The sequence below is a fragment of the Corallococcus sp. NCSPR001 genome (genome assembly GCF_017309135.1).
In the GTDB taxonomy this organism is placed as follows: domain Bacteria; phylum Myxococcota; class Myxococcia; order Myxococcales; family Myxococcaceae; genus Corallococcus.
In genome coordinates, this window is the sequence record NZ_JAFIMS010000002.1 from 8741399 (window position 1) to 8763781 (window position 22383).

The following is a 22383-nucleotide window of genomic DNA, read 5'->3' on the forward strand; positions in this document are numbered from 1 at the left end:
CCCGCCTAGGGCTGCTGGAAGATGGCGACGGTGGGCGTGCCGTCCTCGCCGATGTAGCCGCGGTACATGCCGCTGGAGTTGAAGGGCATGGCCACGTGGCCCTGGCGGTCCATGGCGATGACGCCGCCCTCGCCGCCGGCCTTCACCAGCACGTCGTGGATGACGTGGTTGGCGGCCTCCGGGAGCGGCAGGTCCTGGTACTCGACGCGGGCGCAGATGTCGCGCGCCACCGTGTAGCGGATGAAGAACTCACCGTGGCCCGTGGCGGACACGGCGCAGTGTTCATCCGCGTAGGTGCCCGCGCCGATGATGGGCGCGTCCCCCACCCGGCCGAAGCGCTTGTTGGTCATGCCGCCCGTGGACGTGCCCGCCGCGAGGTTGCCGTCCATGTCCAACGCCACCGCGCCCACCGTGCCGAACTTGTGGTCCCCCGTGATGGGGTCCACGCCCGGCGTCAGCGATGAGCCGGGCTGCCCCTGTTCCGCGGGCGGAGCTTCCTTCGCCTTCTCCTGCTCCAGCGCGCGCTGGAGGCCCTGCCAGCGCTCCTCCGTGTAGAAGTACTTCGCGTCCACCAGGGGCATGCCCTGCGACTTCGCGAAGGCCTCCGCCCCGTCACCCACCATCATCACGTGCGGCGACTTCTCCATCACCCTCCGCGCCAGGTCGATGGGGTTCTGGATGTGATGGACACCGGCCACCGCGCCGGCCATGCGCGTCTTGCCGTCCATCACCGCCGCGTCCAGTTCGTTCACGCCGTCGTGGTTGAACACCGCGCCCTTGCCGGCGTTGAAGTACGGCGAGTCCTCCATCACGCGGATGGCCGCCGTCACCGCGTCCATGCTGCGGCCGCCCTTCGCCAGCACCGCGTGCCCTGCCTGGAGCGCCTCGGTGAGCACGGCGCGCATCGCGGCCTCGCGCTCCGGGGTCAGGTTCTCGCGTGAAATCACTCCCGCGCCGCCGTGGATGACCAGCCCCCACTTCGGCTTCACGCGCGGCGGCGCGTCCGTGCGCAGGGCCGCCTCGTCACGCGCGGCGCCCACCTGCGATGACGTGGCGCAGCCCAGCGGCGCCAGGAGCAGCGCCGTGCTGGCGAGCAGGCCGCGGTGCATCCGGGAAGGGAACGAGGGGGACATGCCGTGCGCCTCCAGAAGAGAACCCAGGTCGTAAAGCTGTTCCCCCAAGGCGTCCAGCGCCGCCGTGTGCCGCGCCGCGGCAGCCCGCGAGAAGGCATCACCCCGAGCCCCTGCCTGCCCGCCTGCCCTCCGCTTCCCCTCCCGAAAGGGCATGTGCACCGTGCAGGTTCGGGTTGTAGGGCAGGCCCGGACATCAGGACATCGGGAGGACGGGGCAATGAAGAAGCTGAAGGGGATGAAGGTGGCCGTGCTGGCGGCGGATGGCTTCGAGCAGGTGGAGCTGACGCGGCCGGTGAAGCGCCTGGAGCGAGAGGGCGCGCACGTCACCATTGTCTCCCTCCACAAGGGCCGCATCCGGGGCATGAACCTGCTGGTGCCCGGCCGCAAGGTGCGCGTGGACGCGACGCTGCGCGACGTGAAGGCCGCGGACTTCGACGCGCTGCTGCTGCCCGGCGGCTTCATGAACCCGGACTTCCTGCGGCAAAGCGCCCTGGCGCTGGACTTCGTGAAGGACGCGGACCTCCTGGACCAGCCCATCGCGGTCATCTGCCACGGGCCGTGGCTGCTCGCGTCGGCGGGGCTGCTGGAGGGCCGCCATCTGACGTCCTGGCCGGGCATCCGCAACGACATGGAGAACGCGGGCGCGCACTGGACGGACGAGCCCGTGGTGCGCGACGGCAACTGGGTGTCCAGCCGTGGGCCCCACGACCTGCTCGCCTTCGAGCACGCCATGGTGGAACTCTTCGCGGAGCGCATGTCGCCCGCCATCGCCCGCCGCTCCACGGCGGAAGCCGCGCCGCGCTGGCCCCGGTGGCTCGCGGGTGGGCTCGCCGCCGCGGCCACGCTGGGCCTGGTCGCTCGCGGGCGCAAGGCCCTGATCTAGGGGACCTGGAGCTCCCGGACGACTTCGTCCGAGCAGCGGTAGCCCACGCGGCCCTGGCATGGGTCCACGACGATGAGCGTGCAGGCGCGGCCCTGGCGGTGGCTCTCCGCGCAGGCGCGGATGTCCGACTCCAGCCACAGCGCCAACTCCGCGTCGAGCGCGTCGGTGCCCCGCGCGAGGGAATCATCGGACACCTTCTTCAGGCACGCCTGATAGCGGCTGCACCGAGGGCTGTCCGCCAGCGCGCACGGATCCTGCCCGGGGCCGACCTTGTCCTTCGTGGGAAGACACTGCTTCAGCCGCGCGGTGAGGGTGTTCGATGCCGAGGCACGGTGTTGCTCGCGGGCCTGATTCATTGCATCGAGGGTCTTCTCGGAGCAGTCCATGTCCTGCGTCCAGCCCTCACCGAGGCAGCCCTGCATCCCCGCGCAACACGCCTGGAGTGCCTTGCGCACGGCGGGGTGCCGTTCGAAGCCCTTGCTGTTCGGATCCGCGAAACCTCCGACGTCGCAGTGCCGCCTGGTCTCCCAGCCTGTCTCACTCAGGAGGACGGCGGGAACATGGGGAGGCAGGTCCAGCACCTCCTCCGCTGGAGGCAGCGAGTCCCTGGCCCGCGCGAACGCCACGACCGCCCGTTCGGTGCTCCCGCCGTTGCCTTCATCGACGCGCCGGGTGAGCCGGGCCCAGAGCGGGCTTGGACAGGCGAGAGCTCCGGGCCCCTGCAAAGCGAAAGGCTCCGAGGCGGCACGCGGAATCGACACGCGCACGCCTCGCTTCCACAGCGTGGCGTAGGCGTCCTTGCGCGCATTCTCGTCGCCCGTCTTCACGGCCTCCAGGGCCGCCTCCCTCTCCCCCTGCGGCTTCGCGACGGGAGTGGCCGCGAGCACCCACAGGAGGCCCCCCAGGACGGTCATCATGGGCGGGTACCCTAGAGCACCCGCCCGGGGATTTCACATCCAGCCCAGCTGGAGCCGCGCGACGTCCGTCATGCGGCTCTGGTCCCACTGCGGCTCCCAGACGAGCTCCACGTTCGCCTCCTTCACGCCGGGCAGCGCGGAAACCTTGGAGCGCACGTCCTCCACCAGCACCTGGCCCATGCCGCAGCCGGGCGCCGTGAGGGTCATCTCGATGTCCACGCGCTGGCCGCCCTCGTCCAGCGGCGTGGCCTTGCACGTGTACACCAGCCCCAGCTCCACGATGTTCACCGGGATCTCCGGGTCGTAGACCGTGCGGAGCTGCTCCCAGACCTGCTCCTCGTGAAACTCACCGGGCGTGACGCCCTCATCCGGCGTCTTCGCCTTGGCGGCGTACTCCTCGCCCAGCACGTCCGCGTTCTTCTCGTCGATGCGGAACAGCTGGCCGTACGGGTCCTGCACCGTGACGTTGCCGCCCAGCGTCTGCACCACCGTCAACTCCGAGCCCGCCGGCAGCAACACCTTGTCCCCGCTGGGGATGAGCATCGCGTCCACGTCGCGCTCGATGACCGTCATCGCGCCTCGCATGACCCCTCCCTACTCCGTCGACACCGACGTGGAGCGGCCGTCCAGCGCCGCGTTCAGCGTGTGCCACGCCAGGCTCGCGCACTTCACCCGGGCCGGGAACTCGCTCACGCCCGACAGCACCGCGAGCTTGCCCAGCGACTCCACGTCCACCTTGTCCGGCCCTTCGGTCACCAGCGTGTGCACGCGCTCGAAGAGCGCCTGCGCCTCTTCCCGGGTCTTGTCCTTCACCGCGCCCGTCATCAGCGACGCGGACGCCTTGGAGATGGCGCACCCCTGGCCCTGGAAGCCGATGTCGCGGATGACGCCGTCCTCCAGCTTGAGCGTCACGGAGAGCTGGTCGCCGCACAGCGGGTTGTGGCCCTCCGCCGCGCAGGTGGCGCCCTCCACCACCCGGAAGTTGCGCGGGCGCTTGGAGTGCTCCAGCACGACCTCCTGGTACAGGTCCTTGAGGTCCGAGCTCACGCGAACACCTCCTTCACCTTGTGCAGGCCCTTCACCAGCGCGTCCACGTCCTCACGCGTGTTGTAGAGCGCCAGCGACGCCCTGGCCGTGGCCGCCACCCCGAAGCGCTGCATCAGCGGCTGGGCGCAGTGGTGCCCGGTGCGGATGCAGACGCCCTCCTGGTCCAGGATGGTGCCCACGTCGTGCGGGTGGACGTCCTCCAGCGTGAAGGACAGCACACCCGTCTTCCGCGGCGCCGTGCCCACCAGCTTGAGCCCCGGCACGGACTGGAGCGCGTCCGTCGCGTACGCGAGCAGCCACTGGTCGTGCTGGGACACGTTCTGCATGCCCACCGCTTCCAGGTACCGGATGGCCGCGGCCAGCCCCACCGCGCCCGCCATGTCCGGCGTGCCCGCCTCGAAGCGGTGCGGCACGCGGTTGTAGACGGTCTTCTCCATCGTCACGGAGAGGATCATGTCCCCGCCGCCCTGGTACGGCGGCAGCGACTCCAGCATGGCCAGCTTGCCGTACAGCACGCCGATGCCCGTGGGCCCGAAGAGCTTGTGCCCGCTGAAGGCGTAGAAGTCACAGCCCAGGTCCTGCACGTCCACCGGGAAGTGCGTCACCGACTGCGCCCCGTCCACCAGCACCGGGATGTTCTTCGCGTGCGCCTTCGCCACCAGCTCCTTGATGGGGTTCACGGAGCCCAGCGCGTTGGACACGTGCGTAATCGCCAGCAGGCGCGTCTTCTCCGTGAGCAGCGCGTCCACGGTATCCATGCGCAGCTCGCCGCGCTCGTCCACGGGAATCACGCGCAGCTTCGCGCCCGCCGCGTCGCACACCATCTGCCAGGGCACGATGTTGGAGTGGTGCTCCATGGCGGAGATGAGCACCTCGTCGCCCGGGCCCACGTGCTTGCGGCCGTAGGTGGCGGCCACCAGGTTGATGGCCTCCGTGGTGCCGCGCACGAAGATGACCTCGCGCACGTCCTTGGCGTGGATGAAGCGGCGCACCGTTTCGCGCGCGTCCTCGAAGGCCTGCGTGGCGCGCTCGGAGAGGATGTGCACGCCGCGGTGCACGTTGGCGTTGTCGTGCGTGTAGTAGCGCGTGATGGCGTCCAGCACCGCCTGCGGCTTCTGCCCGGTGGCGGCGCTGTCCAGGTACACCAGCGGCCGGCCCCGCACCTCCTGCCGGAGGATGGGGAAATCCGCGCGAACCCGCGCGAGGTCGAATCCAGGACCGCTCATCCCATCACCTCCGCCGTCCCCGGCAGCTTCTCCGCGAGCAACGCCTCCACCCGCGCGCGCACCGGCCCCTCCGGCACCGCGCGCACCAGCTCACTGGCGAAGGCCTGCGTCAGCATCCGCTCCGCATCCACCTTGGGGATGCCGCGCGAGCGCAGGTAGAACAGCGCGTTGTCATCCAACCGGCCCACCGCCGTGCCGTGGGCGCACTTCACGTCGTCCGCGAAGATTTCCAACTGCGGCCGGGCGTCCACCTGCGCGCCCTCGGAGAGCAGCAGGTTGCGGCTCTGCTGGCTGGCGTCCGTCTTCTGCGCGTCCTCGCGCACGCGGATCTTCCCGTGGAAGGTGCCGCGCGCGCGGTCGTCCAGCACGCCCTTGTAGAGCTCGCGGCTGGAGCAGTGCGGCACCGCGTGGTCCAGGTCCGTGCGGTTGTCCAGGTGCTGCGTGCCCCGGCCCACGAACAGGCCGTTGAGCACGCACTCGCCGCCCTCGCCCGCGAAGGCCGCGTGCACTTCATTGCGAGAGAGCAGCCCACCGAAGGAGAACGCGTGCGACTGGAAGCGGCTGTCACGCCCCTGCCGCGAATACAGCCCGCCCAGGTGCAGCGCGGTGTCACCCTCCGCCTGGAGCTTGAAGTGGCGCAGGCTGGCGTTGTCCCCCAGCTGCACCTCCGTCACCGCGTTGGTGAACGTCGCGCCCGAGCCCAGGCCCGCGTACGTCTCCACCAGCGTGGCCTCGCTGCCCTCGCCCGCCACCACGACGATGCGCGGGCTGGCCAGCACCGGCCCGTCGCCGCCGCGCGCGAGGAACAGCAACTGCACCGGCACCTCACTCAAGGCCCGGGGCGCGAGCGTGAGCAGCGCGCCTTCCTCCAGCAGCGCCGCGTTGAGCGACGTGAAGGCATGCGCGGACGGCCGGGAGAACTGGCCCAGCGTCTCCTGGAGCAGCGCCCCGTCCTCGCGCAGCGCCTGCGACAGCGGCTTGAGCACCACGCCGCGCGGCAGGCCCGCGAGCACCGACAGCGCCGGCACGAATCGCCCGTCCACGAACACGAGCCGGGGGCCGGGCAGCGCCAGCCGCGCCACCGCCTGGGCCACGTCCTCGCCCATGGGCACGTCCCGCACGGGCTGGAACGGATGCGACGACAGCGTGGAGACGGGCGTGTACTTCCACTCCTCGTCCTTGGACGTGGGCAGGCCGCGCGCCTGGAACTGGCTCAGGCCCTCCTCACGCAGCGCCTGGAGCCACGCGGGGGCGTCTCCGCGCGCCTGGAAGGCCCGGGCCACCTCCACGTAGTGGGACGCGCTCATGGCCGGGCCTCCTTCGCCTTGCCGGCGCCCTCCGCGCCAATCCAGCCGTAGCCCTTCTCCTCCAGCTCCAGCGCCAGCTCGCGTCCGCCCGAGCGCACGATGCGGCCCGCCGACATCACGTGCACGTGGTCCGGCACGATGTAGTCCAGGAGCCGCTGGTAGTGGGTGATCACCACCATGGCGCGGTCCTTCGCGCGCAGCGCGTTCACCCCGCCCGCCACGATGCGCAGCGCATCGATGTCCAGGCCCGAGTCCGTCTCGTCCAGCAGCGCCAGCCGGGGCTGGAGCACCGCCATCTGGAAGATCTCGTTGCGCTTCTTCTCTCCGCCGGAGAAGCCCTCGTTCACGGAGCGGTTCATGAACGCCGCGTCCAGTTGCACGAGCTTCGCCTTCTCCTTGGCCAGGGAGAGGAAGTCCATCGCGTCCAGCTCTTCCTCACCCTTGGCGCGGCGCTGCGCGTTGAGCGCCGTGCGCAGGAAGTGCAGGTTGCCCACGCCGGGAATCTCCACCGGGTACTGGAACCCCAGGAACACGCCCGCCTTGGCGCGCTCCTCCGGCGGCGTGCCCAGCAGGTCCTTGCCGTCGAACAGGACGGTGCCCTTCGTCACCTCGTACGTCTCACGCCCCGCCAGCACGCCCGCGAGCGTGCTCTTGCCGGAGCCGTTGGGCCCCATGATGGCGTGCACTTCACCGGCACCGACCTCCAGGTTGATGCCCTTCAGGATGTCCTTGCCGCCCACGCGGGCATGCAGGTCCTGGATGCTCAACAGCGACGCCATCACCCCACGCTCCCTTCCAGGCTCACGCCCAAGAGCTTCTGCGCCTCCACGGCGAACTCCATGGGCAGCTCCTTGAAGACCTGCCGGCAGAAGCCGTTCACGATCATCGACACCGCGTCCTCCTGCGAGATGCCGCGCTGCCGGCAGTAGAAGAGTTGGTCCTCGCCAATCTTCGACGTGGACGCCTCGTGCTCCACCTGCGCGGTCGCGTTCTTCACCTCGATGTACGGCAGCGTGTGGGCGCCGCACTTGTCGCCCAGCAGGAGCGAATCGCACTGCGTGTAGTTGCGTGCGTTCGCCGCGCTCTTGAGCACCTTCACCAGGCCCCGGTACGTGTTCTGCCCGCGGCCGGCGGAGATGCCCTTGGACACGATGGTGGACCGGGTGTTCTTCCCGATGTGCACCATCTTCGTGCCCGTGTCCGCCTGCTGCCGGTGGTTGGTGAGCGCCACCGAGTAGAACTCGCCCACCGAGTCATCCCCCTTGAGGATGACGCTGGGGTACTTCCACGTAATCGCCGAACCCGTCTCCACCTGGGTCCACGAAATCTTGGCGCGCTGGTGCGCGATGCCGCGCTTGGTGACGAAGTTGTAGATGCCGCCGCGTCCTTCCGCGTCGCCCGGGTACCAGTTCTGCACCGTGCTGTACTTGATGGACGCGCCGTCCAGCGCCACCAGCTCCACCACCGCCGCGTGCAGCTGGTTGGTGTCGCGCATGGGCGCGGTGCACCCCTCCAGGTAGCTCACGGAGGCGCCTTCATCCGCGATGAGCAGCGTGCGCTCGAACTGGCCCGTGTCCGCCGCGTTGATGCGGAAGTACGTGGACAGCTCCATGGGGCACTTCACGCCCTTGGGCACGTAGCAGAACGAGCCGTCGCTGAAGACCGCGGAGTTGAGCGCCGCGAAGAAGTTGTCGGAGAAGGGCACCACCGTGCCCAGGTAGCGCTCCACCAGCTCCGGGTGCTCGCGCACCGCTTCGGAGAACGAGCAGAAGATGACGCCCGCCTTGTAGAGCTTCTCCCGGAACGTGGTGGCCACCGACACGGAGTCGAAGACGGCGTCCACCGCGACGTTCTGCAGGCGCTTCTGCTCCTCCAGCGGGATGCCCAGCTTCTCGTAGGTGCGGAGGATCTCGGGGTCCACCTCCGACAGGCTGTCCTTCTTCGGCTTCTGCTTCGGCGCCGAGTAGTAGCGGATGGCCTGGTAGTCGATGGGGTGGTACTTCACCGCCTGCCACGAGGGCTCCTTCAGCGTGAGCCAGTGGCGGTATGCCTTCAGGCGCCACTCCAGCATGAAGGCCGGCTCGTTCTTCTTCGCGGACAGGACGCGGATGACGTCCTCGTCCAGGCCGGGCGGCAGCGTGTCCGCCTCCACCTGGGTGACGAACCCCGCCTGGTAGCCCTTGCGGGTGAGCTCCTGGATGGTTTCGGTGGTGCTCATGAGCGGACTCCCGTGACGGAAGCAGGCGCGCTGACGGACGTTGGCAGGCCCAGGCCCACCAGCCGCTCCGGCATGCGAGGCGCGGGCGCGCGCAGGTCCGCGAGCGTCAGCTTCCCCAGCGCTTCCTGGATGGCTTGATTGATCAGGCGCCAGTGGCCCCGCACCTGGCAGACGGACTCCAACTCACAGGGCCCGGCGGGCTTGCCCTGGTGCTGGCCACACTCCGTGAGGGACACCGGCCCCTCCAGCGCGGACACCAGCTCCGCCAGCGAGATGGCCTCCGCCGGACGCGCCAGGCCATAGCCGCCGCTCGCGCCCCGGTGCGATACCACCAGCCCCGCCTGCAACAGGCCCTTCAGGACCTTGCTCGCGGATGGAAGGGCGACATGCGTGCGCGCCGCCAGCTCTCGCGTGGTGCGGGTTTCCCCGTTCGCGCGCGCCAGCTCGGTCATCAGCACGATGCCGTAGTCGGTCATCTTGCTCATCCGGAGCATGAGTGGGTGTCTCCTCGGGGCTGTCCGCGGGCCCGATGCCCGCGACGGCCTCTTATGTAATGTGGACCTGTTCAGTCCACATTCAAATCAGGCCACAACGAGCTAGGGTGGGGCCGTCCGCTTTTCGTGTCCGTCTCCCCCTCGAGGAGCCTTACCGATGCGCCGTTCCCTCCCCCTCCTGCTCACCACGCTGGCCCTGGCCCTGGCGGGTTGTGAGAAGAAGTCCGCCCCGGCCCCCGCGCCCGCGCCCGCCACGCAGGGGGGCAGCGCCACCGCCGCGCCTCCAGGGCCTCCGCCGGCGGGCAGCATCCTCATTGGCGAGGTGGGCAGCCTCACCGGCTCCGAGGCCACCTTCGGCATCTCCGCGCGCAACGGCATCGACCTGGCGCTCCAGGAGGCCAACGCCTCGGGCGGCGTGCGCGGCCAGAAGCTGGTGGTGCGCGTCTACGACAGCCAGGGGCGCCCGGAGGAAGGCGCCCAGGCCGCGACAAGGCTCATCGCGCAGGACAAGGTGGTGGCGCTGTTGGGTGAGGCCGCGTCGTCCGTGTCCATGGCCATGGCGGACAAGGCGCAGGCGGCGAAGGTGCCCATGATCACCCCCACCTCCACCAGCCCGGAGGTGACGAAGAAGGGCGACTACATCTTCCGCGTCTGCTTCATCGACCCGTTCCAGGGCCTGGTGATGGCGAAGTTCGCGCGGGAGAACCTGAAGCTGTCCAAGGTGGCGGTGCTCACGGACAACAAGAGCGCCTTCTCCGTGGGGCTGGCGGACGTCTTCAACCAGAAGTTCAAGGAGTTCGGCGGCACCATCGTCGGCAACGAGAGCTACTCCAAGGGCGACACGGACTTCCGCGCGCAGCTGACGTCCATCAAGAACATGAAGCCGGAGGCGGTGTTCGTCCCGGGCTACTACACGGACGTGGGCATCATCGCGAGGCAGGCGCGCGAGGTGGGCCTGCGCGTGCCGCTGCTGGGCGGTGACGGCTGGGACTCCGACAAGCTGTACGAATTGGGCGGCTCCGCGCTGGAGGGCAGCTACTTCTCCAACCACTACTCGCCGGACAACCCGGACCCCGTCGTGCAGAACTTCCTCACGAAGTACAGGTCCGCCTACGGCAGCGTGCCGGACAGCGTGGCGGTGCTGGCGTACGACGCCGCGCGCCTGCTGGTGGATGCGATGAAGCGCGCGCCGGACACGTCAGGCCCCGCGCTGCGTGACGCCATCGCGGCCACGAAGGACTTCCCGGGCGTGGCGGGCACCATCAACCTGGACGCCAACCGCGACGCGGTGAAGCAGGCCGTGGTGATGAAGGTGGAGGGCGGCAAGGCGGTGTTCGTCACCACCGTGAAGCCGTAGGCCGCGCCGTCCGGCCGCCCGTCCCCGGGACGTCAGGGGATGGGCGACTGGATGATGTAGTAGATGGACTGGAAGTAGGTGCTGAGCGCGCGCAGCAGCTGGACGAGGAACGGCCAGCTCATCACGGTAAAGCCGAAGAACGCCGCCGTGATGACGCCGTACTCCGACATGGCCTGGCCCCGCTGGAGGGCCTTCTTCAGGCTAGTGCGCGTGTTCATCCGCGGGCGCCTCCATCGTCGTGTCACCACCGCCGCCCTTCTTGCCGTTGCGGCACTGGTTCATGCACTTGTCGCGCGCCTGGCCGGCGACCTTCAGGCAGTAGGGGACCGCGTTCTTCGCCTTCTCCTTGCAGACCTTCTCGAACTTCGCCTTGTCGTCCGCGCAGCGGCGCTCGCAGCTGGCGCCGGCGAAGGCCTGCGGGGCCCACAGCAGCGCGCCCACGCTCAGGGACAGGGCCAGGACCGGGTTCTTGAAACGCTTCATCGCTCGTCACTCTCTCCGCGCCGGGTTCACGGCGCGGCCTGGGCCCGCATCAGGGACAGGTGGAAGTCCACCGACCGCTGCGCGGAAGGTTGCCTCAAGGTGGCCTGTCCGCGCAGCCCCGGGCGCGTCAGGTTCAGCTGGGTCTCCTGGAAGCCCTCCTGGGAGGCCTCCGTCACGCTCCAGCCCTGGTCGCGCAGCAGCACGCGGTAGGCCTGCTCTGATTCGGAGAGCGTGGTGTCCGGCACCCGGCCCGACACGGTGATGTTGGTGGCGCCCTCCATCCGCAGGGACAGGGATGCCACGTCCTGAAGCCCCCGGGGCACCGGGATGCCCGCGGGCACCCGGCCGGCGCGCTCCAGGTAGTTGCGCATGCGCGCCGAGGAGACGAAGACAATCGTTTCGTCCCCCTGGTGCAGCGTGGACATCAGCCGCACCTCGTCATCCTTGGGGACCCAGTAGCCCACGTAGCCGGCGTTGTCGTTGAAGCGCACGCCCACGACGGGCAGGCCTTCATCCAGGATGACCTGGCGGTAGTGCTGCAGCACCTGGTCCGACGAGTCCTGCGTGGAGAACCACGCCACCGCGATGGGCGTGTCCGGCCCCAGGTAGTCCGCGGCCAGCGCCTCCGGACGGCCGCCCCGGGGATAGGGCGGGAAGTACGTCAGCGTGCGCGCCAGGATGGCCTCGTCCCGCTTGGAGCGCGTGGGGCCGCTCTGCGCCGCCGTCGCCTCCTGGTCCAGCTCGTCCGCGGCGGCCTCCGCCCGCTCCAGCTCCGTGCGGGCGCTCCCGTAGCGCGCCTCCTCCAGCCCCATGCCCATGACGATGCCCGCCACCGCCACCGACACCAGCACCGCCGCGGTGCGGAAGGCGGGGTGCGCGGCCAGCTTCTTCAGCACGACTCCGGATCCTTGCACCCCATGTACCACTCGCCCCGCTGCCCGTGCTTGTACGTGTTCTGGTTCTTGTCGTTGTCCCAGTCACGCCACTCCTGGTTGAAGTAGCGGGTGCTGCCCTCCTGGTCCACGGTGTTGGCCGGGGTCTGCATGTTGGCCAGGTGCGGGTGGATGGAGACGTACGGGTTGTTGGGCGAGTCCTCGAACATGTACAGCATGGTGCCGTCCAGCAGCTCGTCCGTCAGCGCGCTGCGGAAGTCCATCATGTGCTGCTTCATGCTCAAGGCGTTGAAGGTGTTCGAGTACACGTAGTCCACGCGCTCGTAGAACTCACCGCTGGAGTCCGACGGGGAGATGTCCGCATCCTCCGTGAGCGCCCAGGTGTCGGTGATGATGCTCATGCGCTGTTCCTTGAGGAAGTACGCATTGCCGCCGCTGCCCTCCGTTCCCTGCTGGGCGTTCGAGTGGATGTCGCCCTCGCCCTTCCAGTTCTTCTTGGTCAGCGCCTGGTTCTTGCTGAACTCCGGGAGGAACTGCTCGGGCAGCAGGTAGTTCTCCACCACCGCGCGGGCGGAGCACTCGATGTAGCCGCCGTTGGTGAACTGGCCCTGGTACTGGCCGGCCAGGCCGCCCAGCGACGCCGCGCCGGTGTCCGGCGCCTCGCACGTCACCTGCTTGGCCTTGTCGTTCATCCAGCACACGTGGGCGACGACGGCCAGGTGGTGGTCCAGGTCCTCGCAGTCCGCGTAGTTGCTGCCGGACATCGCGTCCGGCCGGTCGATGCCGGACTCGTGGTCGCAGTAGGTGAGGCGGGCGTTGTGCTGCACGTTGGAGCTGCCGCCCTGGGGGCCGGTGCCGCCGCCGCCGCTCTGCTTGAGCGCCTTGGTGTAGTCCTGCGTGGTGAAGTCCCAGATGGTCGTCACCGCGGCCTCCTGGGCATCCAGCGAGTAGCGCAGGAGGTCGTCCAGGAAGAGCGCGTACATGAAGATGGGGATGAGGACGATCATGGAGAGCGCCATCTCCACGGAGGCGGCGCCCCGGACGCGGCGGCCCTGCGGGTGCGCGGCGCTCATAGGGCCAGGTCCTTGGCGCCGGCGAGGTCCGCCGCGTCGCCGTTGCCGGCGCGGTTGAGCACCTTCGACGCCTCCTGGGCGTTGAACGGGTGCAGCTTCACGCGCCAGTAGGGGTTGAAGAGGCCCGGGGCCTCCTTCCAGCCGTTGGGGCCCAGGCGGTGGTAGTAGACGAGCGCCTTGGAGAGCGCCGCGCCCTCGCCGGGCGCGAGCTGCAGCTTGCCGTCGCCCTGGGCGCCGTGCGTGAGCGTGAAGGAGCCGCTGTTGTTGAGCTCCCAGGGCGCCTTCCTCGGGTCCCCCACGAAGAACTGCTTGGTGACGTAGCTGTAGACGTGCGGCTGGCCCCAGTCCGTGTCGGGGTTGTCGTCCGCGCGGAACTTCATGAAGCAGTTGCCGCTGCCCGAGCAGGACATCAGGTCCTTGGTGTTGATGCCCTTGAACTCGTCGTGCTGGCCGCTGTGGGCGCCGGAGGGCTCGTGGCTGCCGCCGTTCTCGCTGCTCTCCACCACGGCCTTGTAGGTGCCCACGCCGAAGCCGTGGCGCCACTGCGACAGGAGGGTGCCGTGCTCGTCCGCGACCACGACCTTGCCCTCGTTGCCGGTGACCTGGCCGGGGCCGTGGATGTTGCTCTTGGTCTGCGCGACCTTGGCCGTGCCCTGGTGCCCCATGATGACGTGGGTGCCTTCCTGGGGGATGTCCTTGAGCAGGTCCTTGATGAAGTCGCTTTTGAAGTAGGTGGGCAGCCCGTTCATGATGACGGGCAGGCTGCGGTTGGCGGCCCAGCCGGGGCGCGAGGCGTTGGAGATCTCCGTCATCACCTGGGCGCGGGCCTTGTTGCTGGAGCCGGCGCGCGAGCAGTTCATGCCATCCACCGCGCAGTCGAACTCCTCCGCGTTGAGCCCGCCCACGGACGAGTCGAGCGAGTTGGCGCCGGGGACGTTCCAGTCCGTCAGCTTCGACAGGTCCGCGGACTGTCCGCTGCGCACGGCGTTGCGCGCCTTGCTGTGGGCGGACTTCTGCGATTCATGGATGTCGTTCGACATCTTGTTCAGGTCCTGGATGACCTTGTTGAACTTCTCCTCCACGTCCTTGACCTTGGAGTCGTAGTCGCTGGCCTTGGAGCTGTAGTCCATGGCGATCATCAGCGCTTCAATCGCGTCGAAGCAGTGCTGGAAGTTGTAGGGCGGGCACTGCGCCACCTCCAGGGCCGCGACGATGAAGAAGCTCATCTGCCCGGCGCGCATCATGTCGCCGGTGGCGCTGGCGGCGGCCATGTAGCCGTGCGCGGACGTCATGCCCACGTAGGCGGACGCGATGGCCCGGTTGCTGGCCGCGTAGTAGTTGAGCGCGCGCGCCTCCACGACGCCCATGGAGTAGGCGAGCGCGTCGCTGTGCTGCTGCAGGCTCATCTTCTCCCGCAGGGCGTGGCTCAGGTTGAAGCTCAGCGTCGTCATCAGCGCGAGCAGGAGGAACGACAGACACGCGAGCACCAGGGCCTGGCCCCGGTGGCGGCGCTTGGGCCGGGAGGCGGACCTCACGGTTCGAACGGGAAGATGCATTCGTTCTCCTCCGGAAGTTCCTTCTGGGTGAGGTAGATGTTGGAGTGCATCCGCATGATGTACGTGGCGCGGATGGGCAGGATGTAGAGCTTGTTGTCCGCCGCGGAGTCGTACTTGGACATCTTCTTGACGATGAACTCGTCGCGGTCCGAGTCCTTGCCCAGGCGCAGGACGTACGGCAGGTCCCGGCCGCGCGCGATGTTGTAGATGACGACGTCCGCGAACGGGATGGGCAGGCGGTAGTTGAACGTCACCTGCACGCTCAGCTTGGTGCGCAGGCTGTCCGCCCAGCCGCCGTCTCCGGAGGCGACCTTCGGATCATCGAAGTCCATCTCCTTGTTGCCGTGGGAGCCGGAGCCCATGTTCCCCTTGAGGGGGCCGCAGATGGTGACCTCCGCGAACTTCAGGCCGGAGGCGTCGTTCATCTTGTTCTTGGAGATGTCCCCGGATTCGAACTTGGACTTGAAGTCACCGGCGCTGGTGATGGGCTTGATGATCTCCGCGCCCCCGCTGGCGGCCGTGCTCACCATGGGCAGCAGCACCGCGAGGGCGGCCTTCTCCATGGTGGGGATGTCCGCGTTGTGCAGGGAGCCGGCGCGCACGGCCTTGTAGGCCGCGTACTTCGTGAGCAGCCGGGCCTGGTGCATCAACCCCAGTTGCAGGATGCCCAGCAGCATGAACACGAACAGGGGCAAGACGATGGCCGTCTCCACCGCCGCCTGGCCTGATTCGTTGCCGCGCTTCATGCTTCGCCCCTGTACTGAAGATACCCCAGGGTGGGAGCCTTCCCGACCCATTGTGCCGCTACCATACCGCCCGTAGGTTCGGCGGGAATCGGCCAAGTGGCCGGGAATGCAGGCCCGGCCACCGGGCTTGCGGACATTATCGGGCAGGCCGGGGCCCGGGGTGCTTGACGCTGTGCGCATGCCATGGTTGGCACGGGCATTCGCGCTGAGCGCAGGGAGACGAATCGCATGAACTGGCACGTGGCGAAGCGAATGGGCGTGGTGCTGGCGGTGGCGTTGCTGGCGGCCTGCAGCGACGACGGCGACGGGGACGGCAAGACGGACGGCGGCACCTCCTCCGACGGAGGGACGAACACCCGCAAGTCCGTGGGGCCGGGCCTGGGCTTTTCGAAGGAGGCCCCGACGGGGCAGGCCTTCACGCTGCCGGCGGGGTTGACGCTGGAGAACCCCATCGTCGCCTACTCGCCGGAGAACCCGGTGGACTGCGACGACAAGTTCAAGGAGGAGGCCTACGGCAGCGGCGAGGAGGTGCGGGTGTGCCTCATCTTCAACAACACCACGAACGCGCCCATCACCGTGACGCTGCCGCCGGGGTTCATCCTGGTGTCGACCAACGACGACGTGCAGAACGGCATCATCGTGCAGACGGTCAGCATCGTGGTGCCCCCGGGTGAGCGCTACTTCGCCCCGATGTTCGCCTACTGCGCCAACCAGGACCGCTCCACGACGGGCCTGGACGACCGGTACGAGCTGGGGCCCGTCGCCCAGCACAAGGACCTCCAGGAGGTGTTCTCGCTGCTGGCGGGCAAGCAGCTCACGCGGGAAGGCGCCGCTCGCGTCCAGGTCGTCATCGACCACGTGACCCAGGGCGAGGGCCTGTCCGCCGCAGACCGCGCCACCCTGCAGGGCCTGTAGCGTCGCGGTCCCTCGTCCGGCGGGCCCTCAGCGCCGCCGGGCGATCTCCTGGATGAGCGTCACGTAGCGGCGCTGCTGGGGGTTGAGCTTGAAGGCCTTGCGCAGGGCGTCCTCCGCCAGCGCCCACTGGCCCTCGCCCCGGGCCACGTCGCCCAGGAAGGCCCAGCCCTCTTCCAGACCGGGCTCCTGGCGCACCAGCTCCTGGAGCTCCTGGAGCGCCAGCCGGCCGTGCGCCTCCGGCTTCATGAGGTAGCGCGCCCAGGCGCGGTGGGCCTGGTACAGCGGCCTTGGGTCGATGTCGCAGGCGTATTCGAAGTACTCGAAGGCGCCCGCGAAGTTGCGCGCCTCCAGGCGGCGTTTGGCTTCATCGAACTGGGTGGTGGCGTCCAGCAGGTCCGTGCGGATGCGGAACTGCTCCGCGGTGGAGGGCCGGCCGGTGTTCTGGCGCGCCTTCTCCCGGTGCGCCTGCCGGCGCTTCTTCCACAGCGCGTTCTGCTCCGGCTCCGACAGCGAGCCGTAGGCGCGCGCGTACGCGGCGAGCATCCCTTCCGCCTTGTCCTTCAGCTCAGCGGTCTGGAAGCGCAGCGGGGAGAAGCGGTCCGCGGCGGCGAGGAACGCCTTGCGCAGCGCCACCGGCTGCACGTCCTCCGGCACGTCCAGCAGCGCGAACGGATCCATGCCGCGGTGGTTGAGGAACGCGCCCACGAGCGCGTTGCGCGCGGCCTCGTCTTCATCCGCGAAGGGCGTGCCGGACGGGGCCTGCTGGGCCGGCACGGGCACCGGCGTGGGGACGGGCTCCGGCGCGGGGGTGGCGGGGGCCCTGCGGGCCAGGTCCTCGGCCCTCGCGTCCACGTCCTCCACGAAGCCCGCCACGCCCAGCAGGCACAGCGCGTAGAGCCGGCGCAGCACGGAGTCCATGTCGAAGCCGGTGCGCTCCAAGAGCTCGTTGAAGGTGGGCCGCTGGCGCAGTGCCTGGAACAGGCGCGCGTCCTTGGAGGACAGCTTGGGGGCGGACTCCACGCCGGGCATCTGTCCGAAGCGGCGGTCGTCCGTGAAGGTGAAGTGCGTGGCGACGGTGTCGAAGGGCAGCTGGGTGGAGACGCCGGTGAGGATGAGCTGCGCGGTGTTGGCGCGCACGCTGGCATCCGGGTTCTCCACGTCCGCGATGAGGCGGTACTTCGCCTCCGTCCAGCGGAAGCAGTCCAGCAGCTTGTGCGCCAGGTTCGCCTGGAGCTGCTTGTAGAGGTCGAAGGGGCTGATGAGCCCCTTCTGCACGAGCAGCCCGCCCAGTTGCATACCCGAGGACACGCTCTCCGCCAGGGACTTCTGGTAGTCCGCCTCCGACAGGCGGCCCTTCTCCACCAGGTACTTGCCCAGCGTCTCGTGCAGGAGGTTGGAGTGGCACGCCACCGGCGCGCCGTCCTCGAAGGTGATGCGCTTCTCGCGCTGGCGCACCTTGAGCTCCAGCGTGCAGGTGCGCTCCTCCACCATCAGCGCGTGCAACAGCAGCGGGAAGGGCGTGTCCGCCAGCAGGCCCTCGCGCTGGCGCAGCACCTGGGACGGCGGGGGGAACATGCGCGGGAAGCCTACTACTCCGCGTCGTCGCCGCCCATGTCGTCCGCGGCGTAGGGCGCATCCTCGTAGCGGCCGTAGGGGGCGTACGTGTCGTGCGTGGGCAGGTAGCGGGTCAGGTACGCCCCCACGCCCATCAGCACCAGGGCCACGGCGGCGTACGTCAGCGGGCGGGACGGACGGGCGCGCCAGGCCCACCAGCGGTCGCGGCGCTTCTGGAAGCGCGGGGCGACGGAGTACTCGCGCCAGGCGGCGTCGCGGGCGTCCTTCGCCTCCACGTCCAGGCCCTCCTTGTCCAGCGCGCGCGACAGGAGCACGCGCCCCTCCACGGAGCCCTGACGCACCTGGAGGAAGCGCTCCAGGGCCTCGCGCGCGCCCTTGAAGTCGCCGCGCTGGAGGCGGAAGCGGCCGCGCTCCAGGTCGATGGCGCCCTGGCGGTAGTCGGCGTCCAGGCGCTCGGCCTCGGTGAGCAGCAGCTCGCCCCGGGGAGCATCGCCCGCGCCCAGGTAGGCCACGCCCAGGAGGTAGAGGGTGTCCACGTCGTCGTCGCCCGCATCCAGGTTGGGGCGCAGCAGGTCCACCGCCTCCTGGTAGCGCTTCTGGCCCAGGCGGATGTCCGCCAGCTCCGCGCGGGCGCGGCGGTCGTGGGTGTTGGTGAGGATGGTGCCCGCGAGCTCCCCCGCGCGCTGCCAGCGCTTGAAGATGCGCATGGGGCTGGGCAGCACCTGCAACGTGAACCGGTCCGCCGCGAACAGCAGCACGGCCAGCAGCCCCAGGGACAGCAGCGGGCTGCCCGTCAGCATCGTGAGGCCCATCCACAAGAACCACTTGGTCAGCACGGTCGAATCGTCCTTCCTGGAACCGCCTACAACAGCCGCGCGCAGACGGCGCTGTGCACGTCCGCCCCCCGCTCCGTCAGGGCCAGCCTGCGGCCGTGACGCGTGGCGAAGCCGTGGGCCACCAGCCGCTCCACCTCCGCGCGCCGGGGCTCCACGGGCTGGCCGTATCGCTCACAGACGGCCTCCCAGTCCACCCCCGACACCAGGCGCAGGCCCATGCTCAGCCGCTCGGCGAAGAGCTCCTCGGGGCCCAGGTCCTCGCGGCTCGCCTCCGGCAGCCTCCCCTCCTCCACCGTGCGCAGGTAGGCCTCCGGGCTCCGCAGGTTCACGTAGCGGTGGGCCGTGGGGGACAGCAGCATGCCGGTGGCGCCCACGCCCAGCGCCAGGTACTCGCCGCCGGTCCAGTAGAGCGCGTTGTGCCGGGAGCTGAAGCCTTCGCGCGCGTGGTTGGAGACCTCGTAGCGGGTGAGGCCGTGCGCGCCGTACACGTCGCGCACCGTGCGGGCCATGGCCACCACCTCGTCGTCCTCCGGCAGGAAGAGCTCGCCCCGGTCCAGCTGCTTGGACAGCGGCGTGGACTCCGCCAGCACCTCGCGCTCCACCGTCAGCGCGTAGGTGGACAGGTGCTCCGGCGAGAGCGCCACCGCGCGGCGTGCGTCCGCCTCCACCTGCGCCACCGTCTGGCCGTGCACGCCGTAGATGAAGTCCAGCGCCACCACGGGGAAGTCCGCCTGGCGCGCCGCCGCCACCGCGCCCTCCACCATGGCCGCGTCGTGCGCGCGGCCCAGCGCCTTCAGCGTCTGCGGCTGGAAGGACTGCACGCCCAGGGACAGCCGGTTGATGCCCGCGGCGCGGTAGCCGGCGAAGCGCTCCGCGTCCGCGCGCTCCGGGTTGCCCTCCAGGGAGATTTCCAGGCCGGGGGCGAGCGACATGCGCGCGGCGATGCCCTCCAGCACGCGCGCCACGTAGCGGGGGTGCCACAGGGACGGCGTGCCGCCGCCCAGGAAGAGGGACTCCAGCGGCTTCGTGCGCAGCGACGGGTCGGCGGACAGGCGCGCGTCCAGCTCCGCCAGCACCGCGTTCGCGTAGCGCTCCTCCGGCACCTGGCGCGCCACCGCCACCGCGAAGTCGCAGTAGGGGCACTTGGCCAGGCAGTACGGGAAGTGCAGATACAGCCCAAAGCGGGCTGCCTGCATGCCCGTCAACGGGTCGGTGGGCGCGGCGAAGGACATGAAGGTCCAACCTCTACTTCAGGGCCTTCAATTGCGCTTCCAGCCGCGCCACCTTCGCCTTGGTGCTGGCAGCCGACTCGAGCGCTGCCTCGGCCGCCATCAGCTTGCGCTTCATGGAGGCCACGTCCGCCTTGAGCTGCTCGCGCTCCGCCGCCCAGTCCGCGGGCACGTCCGCGACAGCAGCGGGCGCCGCCGCGAGCTTCGCCTCGAGCGCCTGACGGGCCGCCTGCTCCGCTTCGAGCGCGGCGCGAGCCTCCTCCAGTCGCGACTCCAGCGCCGCCTTCACGCCCTGCTCCTCCAGGAGCGTGACGTCGGACTGCGCGAGCTTCGCCTCCAGCAGCGCCTTCGCGCCCTGCTCCGACGCGAGCTTCGCTTCGAAGTCCTTCACGCGGGCCGCCTGCGCTTCGGCGACGCGACGCTTGGACTCGGAGGCCTCCAGCGCGCCCTCCACCATCTTCACGCGCTGCTGGAGCCGGTCCACCTTGTCCGCTTCCGCGCGGGCCGCCTCCAGTTGCTCGCTGAGGGAGGCCAGCTCCTCGCGCTGGCCGTCATGTCCGGCGCTCAGCGCCTCGGCGCGGCCCTCGGCCTCGGCGGCCTGCACCCGGGCGTCCGCGATCTCCGCTTCCACCGCCTCGCGGCGGGCGCGCTCCAGCGCCAGCTCCTCCTGGGCCTTGGCGACCAGGGCCTGCTGGCGCTGCACCTCCGCCTCGCGCTGGCCCGCGGCCGTCTCCAGCATGGACGCGCGCGCGGAGAAGCCCACGCGCTCCGCCTGCGTGGTGGCCAGCTTGCGCTCCACGGCGGCGAGCTGCTCCTGGTGCGCTTCGCGCTCGGCCTGCGTGGCCTCGACCCGGGCGGTGAGCTCCGCCAGCTGGGCCTCCAGCGCGGCGGCCCTGGCTTCCGCCTCGTGCACCCGGCCCTCGGCCTCGTGCACCGCCTCGCCGAGCGCCGCCGCGTCCGACTCCATCCGGTCGCGCAGCGAGACCTGCTCGACCTCCGCGGCCTCCAGGACCTCGCGCAGCGAGGCCAGCTCCGACTCGGCCATGCGCGCGCGGACCTCCGCGGCCTCCACCTCGGCGCGCGCGGCTTCACGCGCCTGGGCGAGCTCCGCCTCCAGCTCGCGCACGCGCGCCTGGACCCGGGCGGCCTCCGCGGCGCGGCCCTCCAGGGCGCTCCTGAGCGAGGGGAGCTCCGCGGCCTCGGCCGTGCGCGCGGTGAGCGCGGCGCGCAGCCCCACCGCGTCCGCGTCCTTCAGCGCGAGCGCGCGCTCCAGCTCCGTCACCTGCGTCTGGAGCGTCTTGAGCCCGTCCTCCACCACCGCGAGCTGCCGGCGCGCGGCGTCCCGCTCGCCCTCCATCCCCTTCGCGTGGGCGTGCGCCTCCTCCAGCGAGCTGCGCGACCAGTCGCTCTCGCTCTCCAGGGCGCCCATGGCGCCCTTCGCCTCCGCGAGCGCCGTCTCCAGCTGGCTGATGGCCAGGGCCTGCGCGTCGCGCTCGGCGGTCAGCCGCTCCACGTCCGCGAGGGTGGACTGGTACTGCTCCTGGACCGCCTCCAGCGCGCCCTGCGCCTCGGACTTGCCGGAGGCCAGCTCCGCCACGCGGTCCTGCGCGAGCCCCAGCGCCTCCTTCGCGCCGACCAGCTCCTCCGCCATCGCCCCGCGCGACTCGCGCTCCGCCTGGAGCTCCTCCGTCAGCCGGGGGATCTCCGACTCCACCTCCGCCAGCGCGCGCGTGAGGTCCTTGCGGTCCGCCTCCGACGCGGCGAGCTCCGCCTCCAGCGAGGCGAGCTTCACCTGGGCCAGCTTCAGTCGCTGCTCGTCCTGCGCGGACGGGACCGGAGCACCGCCGCCGCCTTCCCTGCGCGCCTTCTCCAGCGCGGCCTTGAGCTGCGTCACTTCGCCCTCGCGCTCGGCGTACAGCGCGCGCGCCCGGGCCAGGGTCTCCGTCTTCTGCTTCAGGATGCCCCGGAAGAACTCCAGCTTGTCCTCCGGCGAGCCGCCCATGGGCAGCCGGGGCTCGGCGGGCTCCGCGAAGGGATCCCCCTTGCCGGGGCTGCGCGCCGCGGCCGCCGGGGACGGAGGCGTGGTCGTGGGCAACCCTCCACCGCCGATGGGCGCGGGGGTCGTGGGCACCCGGGCGGCGGGCGCGGCGGCCGGAGACGCGGGCAGGCCTGCGGCGGGCCGCCGGGGCGGCAGGGGAGGAGGCGCGGAGGGGGGAGGCTTGGGAACCGAGAGCGGCCTGGTGGGGGCCGGAGCGGGCGCCGCCACGGGGGCGTCGCCTTCATCCAGCAGTTCCTTCAGGTCCGCGAGCGGATCCGCCTCGTCCGGGGGAGACGGCATGTGCGCGTCCCAGGTTACCGGCCACGGGGGGTTTCCACCAGTTACGCGATGGACACCGCGCCGCTTCGCCTGCCTGGTGGGAGGCGGACGGCACGGTCCGCTCGACGTGGAGGGGGCGGGACGTTAGCCAATGGAGCAAACATCACACCTCGCCTTG

The 22383-nt window shown here is 70.2% G+C and carries 22 protein-coding genes; 3 read left to right on the forward strand and 19 right to left on the reverse strand.

Annotated features, from left to right (window positions below):
• Positions 1-5: 5 nt before the first annotated feature.
• The gene (locus JYJ93_RS37175) at positions 6-1133 is read right to left on the reverse strand and encodes an isoaspartyl peptidase/L-asparaginase (RefSeq protein WP_206799409.1); all 1128 of its coding nucleotides are present in this window, start codon (positions 1131-1133) and stop codon (positions 6-8) included.
• 217 nt (positions 1134-1350) lie between these two features.
• Between JYJ93_RS37175 and JYJ93_RS37180 the strand changes: the two genes are divergently transcribed.
• The gene (locus JYJ93_RS37180) at positions 1351-2016 is read left to right on the forward strand and encodes a type 1 glutamine amidotransferase domain-containing protein (protein ID WP_206799411.1); all 666 of its coding nucleotides are present in this window, start codon (positions 1351-1353) and stop codon (positions 2014-2016) included.
• On the opposite strand, the gene JYJ93_RS37185 is transcribed toward JYJ93_RS37180, so the two are convergent.
• Genes JYJ93_RS37185 through JYJ93_RS37220 form a run of 8 tightly spaced genes read right to left on the reverse strand, consistent with a single transcriptional unit; the run spans position 2013 to position 9225 of the window.
• Positions 2013-2933 (reverse strand): hypothetical protein, encoded by a 921-nt coding sequence (locus tag JYJ93_RS37185; protein ID WP_206799413.1) that lies wholly within the window; start codon positions 2931-2933, stop codon positions 2013-2015. The genes JYJ93_RS37180 and JYJ93_RS37185 overlap by 4 nt on opposite strands.
• Before the next feature lie 33 nt (positions 2934-2966).
• Positions 2967-3518 carry a putative Fe-S cluster assembly protein SufT gene (gene sufT / locus JYJ93_RS37190; RefSeq protein WP_206799415.1) on the reverse strand — a complete coding sequence of 184 codons (552 nt, stop codon included), beginning with the start codon at positions 3516-3518 and terminating at the stop codon, positions 2967-2969.
• Between the two features lie 9 nt (positions 3519-3527).
• Positions 3528-3980 (reverse strand): Fe-S cluster assembly sulfur transfer protein SufU, encoded by a 453-nt coding sequence (sufU, locus tag JYJ93_RS37195; RefSeq protein ID WP_206799417.1) that lies wholly within the window; start codon positions 3978-3980, stop codon positions 3528-3530.
• Positions 3977-5206, reverse strand: a complete 1230-nt coding sequence (locus JYJ93_RS37200; protein ID WP_206799419.1) for a cysteine desulfurase — start codon at positions 5204-5206, stop codon at positions 3977-3979. The genes sufU and JYJ93_RS37200 overlap by 4 nt, the downstream gene beginning before the upstream one ends.
• Positions 5203-6513: a Fe-S cluster assembly protein SufD gene (gene sufD, locus JYJ93_RS37205; RefSeq protein ID WP_206799421.1), complete on the reverse strand. Its 1311-nt coding sequence runs from the start codon at positions 6511-6513 to the stop codon at positions 5203-5205. Before sufD ends, JYJ93_RS37200 begins: the two co-directional genes overlap by 4 nt.
• Complete coding sequence (sufC, locus tag JYJ93_RS37210; protein ID WP_206799422.1) at positions 6510-7292, reverse strand: Fe-S cluster assembly ATPase SufC; 783 nt, start codon at positions 7290-7292, stop codon at positions 6510-6512. The genes sufD and sufC overlap by 4 nt, the downstream gene beginning before the upstream one ends.
• A complete protein-coding gene (gene sufB / locus JYJ93_RS37215) occupies positions 7292-8731 on the reverse strand; it encodes a Fe-S cluster assembly protein SufB (RefSeq protein ID WP_206799423.1) in 1440 nt (479 codons plus the stop codon). Before sufB ends, sufC begins: the two co-directional genes overlap by 1 nt.
• Positions 8728-9225: an SUF system Fe-S cluster assembly regulator gene (locus JYJ93_RS37220; RefSeq protein ID WP_206799424.1), complete on the reverse strand. Its 498-nt coding sequence runs from the start codon at positions 9223-9225 to the stop codon at positions 8728-8730. The genes sufB and JYJ93_RS37220 overlap by 4 nt, the downstream gene beginning before the upstream one ends.
• Positions 9226-9382: 157 nt before the next feature.
• Here JYJ93_RS37220 and JYJ93_RS37225 point away from each other — a divergent pair, with 157 nt between their 5' ends.
• Positions 9383-10582, forward strand: coding sequence for an ABC transporter substrate-binding protein (locus JYJ93_RS37225; RefSeq protein WP_206799425.1), 1200 nt, complete (start codon positions 9383-9385; stop codon positions 10580-10582).
• A 32-nt stretch (positions 10583-10614) separates the two neighbouring features.
• On the opposite strand, the gene JYJ93_RS37230 is transcribed toward JYJ93_RS37225, so the two are convergent.
• The 6 genes from JYJ93_RS37230 to JYJ93_RS37255 are packed head-to-tail and all read right to left on the reverse strand — an operon-like array spanning position 10615 to position 15333.
• Entirely contained in the window at positions 10615-10800 is a 186-nt protein-coding gene (locus JYJ93_RS37230) for a hypothetical protein (protein WP_206799426.1), read from the reverse strand.
• Complete coding sequence (locus JYJ93_RS37235; protein WP_206799427.1) at positions 10784-11065, reverse strand: hypothetical protein; 282 nt, start codon at positions 11063-11065, stop codon at positions 10784-10786. The genes JYJ93_RS37230 and JYJ93_RS37235 overlap by 17 nt, the downstream gene beginning before the upstream one ends.
• Positions 11066-11091: 26 nt before the next feature.
• Entirely contained in the window at positions 11092-11961 is an 870-nt protein-coding gene (locus tag JYJ93_RS37240) for a hypothetical protein (RefSeq protein WP_206799428.1), read from the reverse strand.
• On the reverse strand, positions 11955-13031 hold the full coding sequence (locus JYJ93_RS37245) for a hypothetical protein (protein ID WP_206799429.1): 1077 nt from the start codon (positions 13029-13031) through the stop codon (positions 11955-11957). The genes JYJ93_RS37240 and JYJ93_RS37245 overlap by 7 nt, the downstream gene beginning before the upstream one ends.
• Positions 13028-14566 carry a hypothetical protein gene (locus JYJ93_RS37250; RefSeq protein WP_330166772.1) on the reverse strand — a complete coding sequence of 513 codons (1539 nt, stop codon included), beginning with the start codon at positions 14564-14566 and terminating at the stop codon, positions 13028-13030. The genes JYJ93_RS37245 and JYJ93_RS37250 overlap by 4 nt, the downstream gene beginning before the upstream one ends.
• Positions 14563-15333 carry a TadE family protein gene (locus JYJ93_RS37255; RefSeq protein ID WP_206799433.1) on the reverse strand — a complete coding sequence of 257 codons (771 nt, stop codon included), beginning with the start codon at positions 15331-15333 and terminating at the stop codon, positions 14563-14565. Before JYJ93_RS37255 ends, JYJ93_RS37250 begins: the two co-directional genes overlap by 4 nt.
• A 228-nt stretch (positions 15334-15561) precedes the next feature.
• Between JYJ93_RS37255 and JYJ93_RS37260 the strand changes: the two genes are divergently transcribed.
• A complete protein-coding gene (locus JYJ93_RS37260; RefSeq protein ID WP_206799434.1) occupies positions 15562-16248 on the forward strand; it encodes a hypothetical protein in 687 nt (228 codons plus the stop codon).
• Positions 16249-16275: 27 nt separating this feature from the next.
• On the opposite strand, the gene JYJ93_RS37265 is transcribed toward JYJ93_RS37260, so the two are convergent.
• The 4 genes from JYJ93_RS37265 to JYJ93_RS37280 are packed head-to-tail and all read right to left on the reverse strand — an operon-like array spanning position 16276 to position 22226.
• Positions 16276-17823 carry a DUF4388 domain-containing protein gene (locus JYJ93_RS37265; RefSeq protein ID WP_206799436.1) on the reverse strand — a complete coding sequence of 516 codons (1548 nt, stop codon included), beginning with the start codon at positions 17821-17823 and terminating at the stop codon, positions 16276-16278.
• Positions 17824-17837: 14 nt separating this feature from the next.
• Positions 17838-18656, reverse strand: coding sequence for a hypothetical protein (locus JYJ93_RS37270; protein ID WP_206800644.1), 819 nt, complete (start codon positions 18654-18656; stop codon positions 17838-17840).
• Between the two features lie 29 nt (positions 18657-18685).
• Positions 18686-19891: a radical SAM family heme chaperone HemW gene (gene hemW / locus JYJ93_RS37275; protein ID WP_206799439.1), complete on the reverse strand. Its 1206-nt coding sequence runs from the start codon at positions 19889-19891 to the stop codon at positions 18686-18688.
• A 13-nt stretch (positions 19892-19904) separates the two neighbouring features.
• Positions 19905-22226: a plectin 1 isoform 8 gene (locus tag JYJ93_RS37280; protein WP_206799440.1), complete on the reverse strand. Its 2322-nt coding sequence runs from the start codon at positions 22224-22226 to the stop codon at positions 19905-19907.
• Positions 22227-22383: the final 157 nt, after the last annotated feature.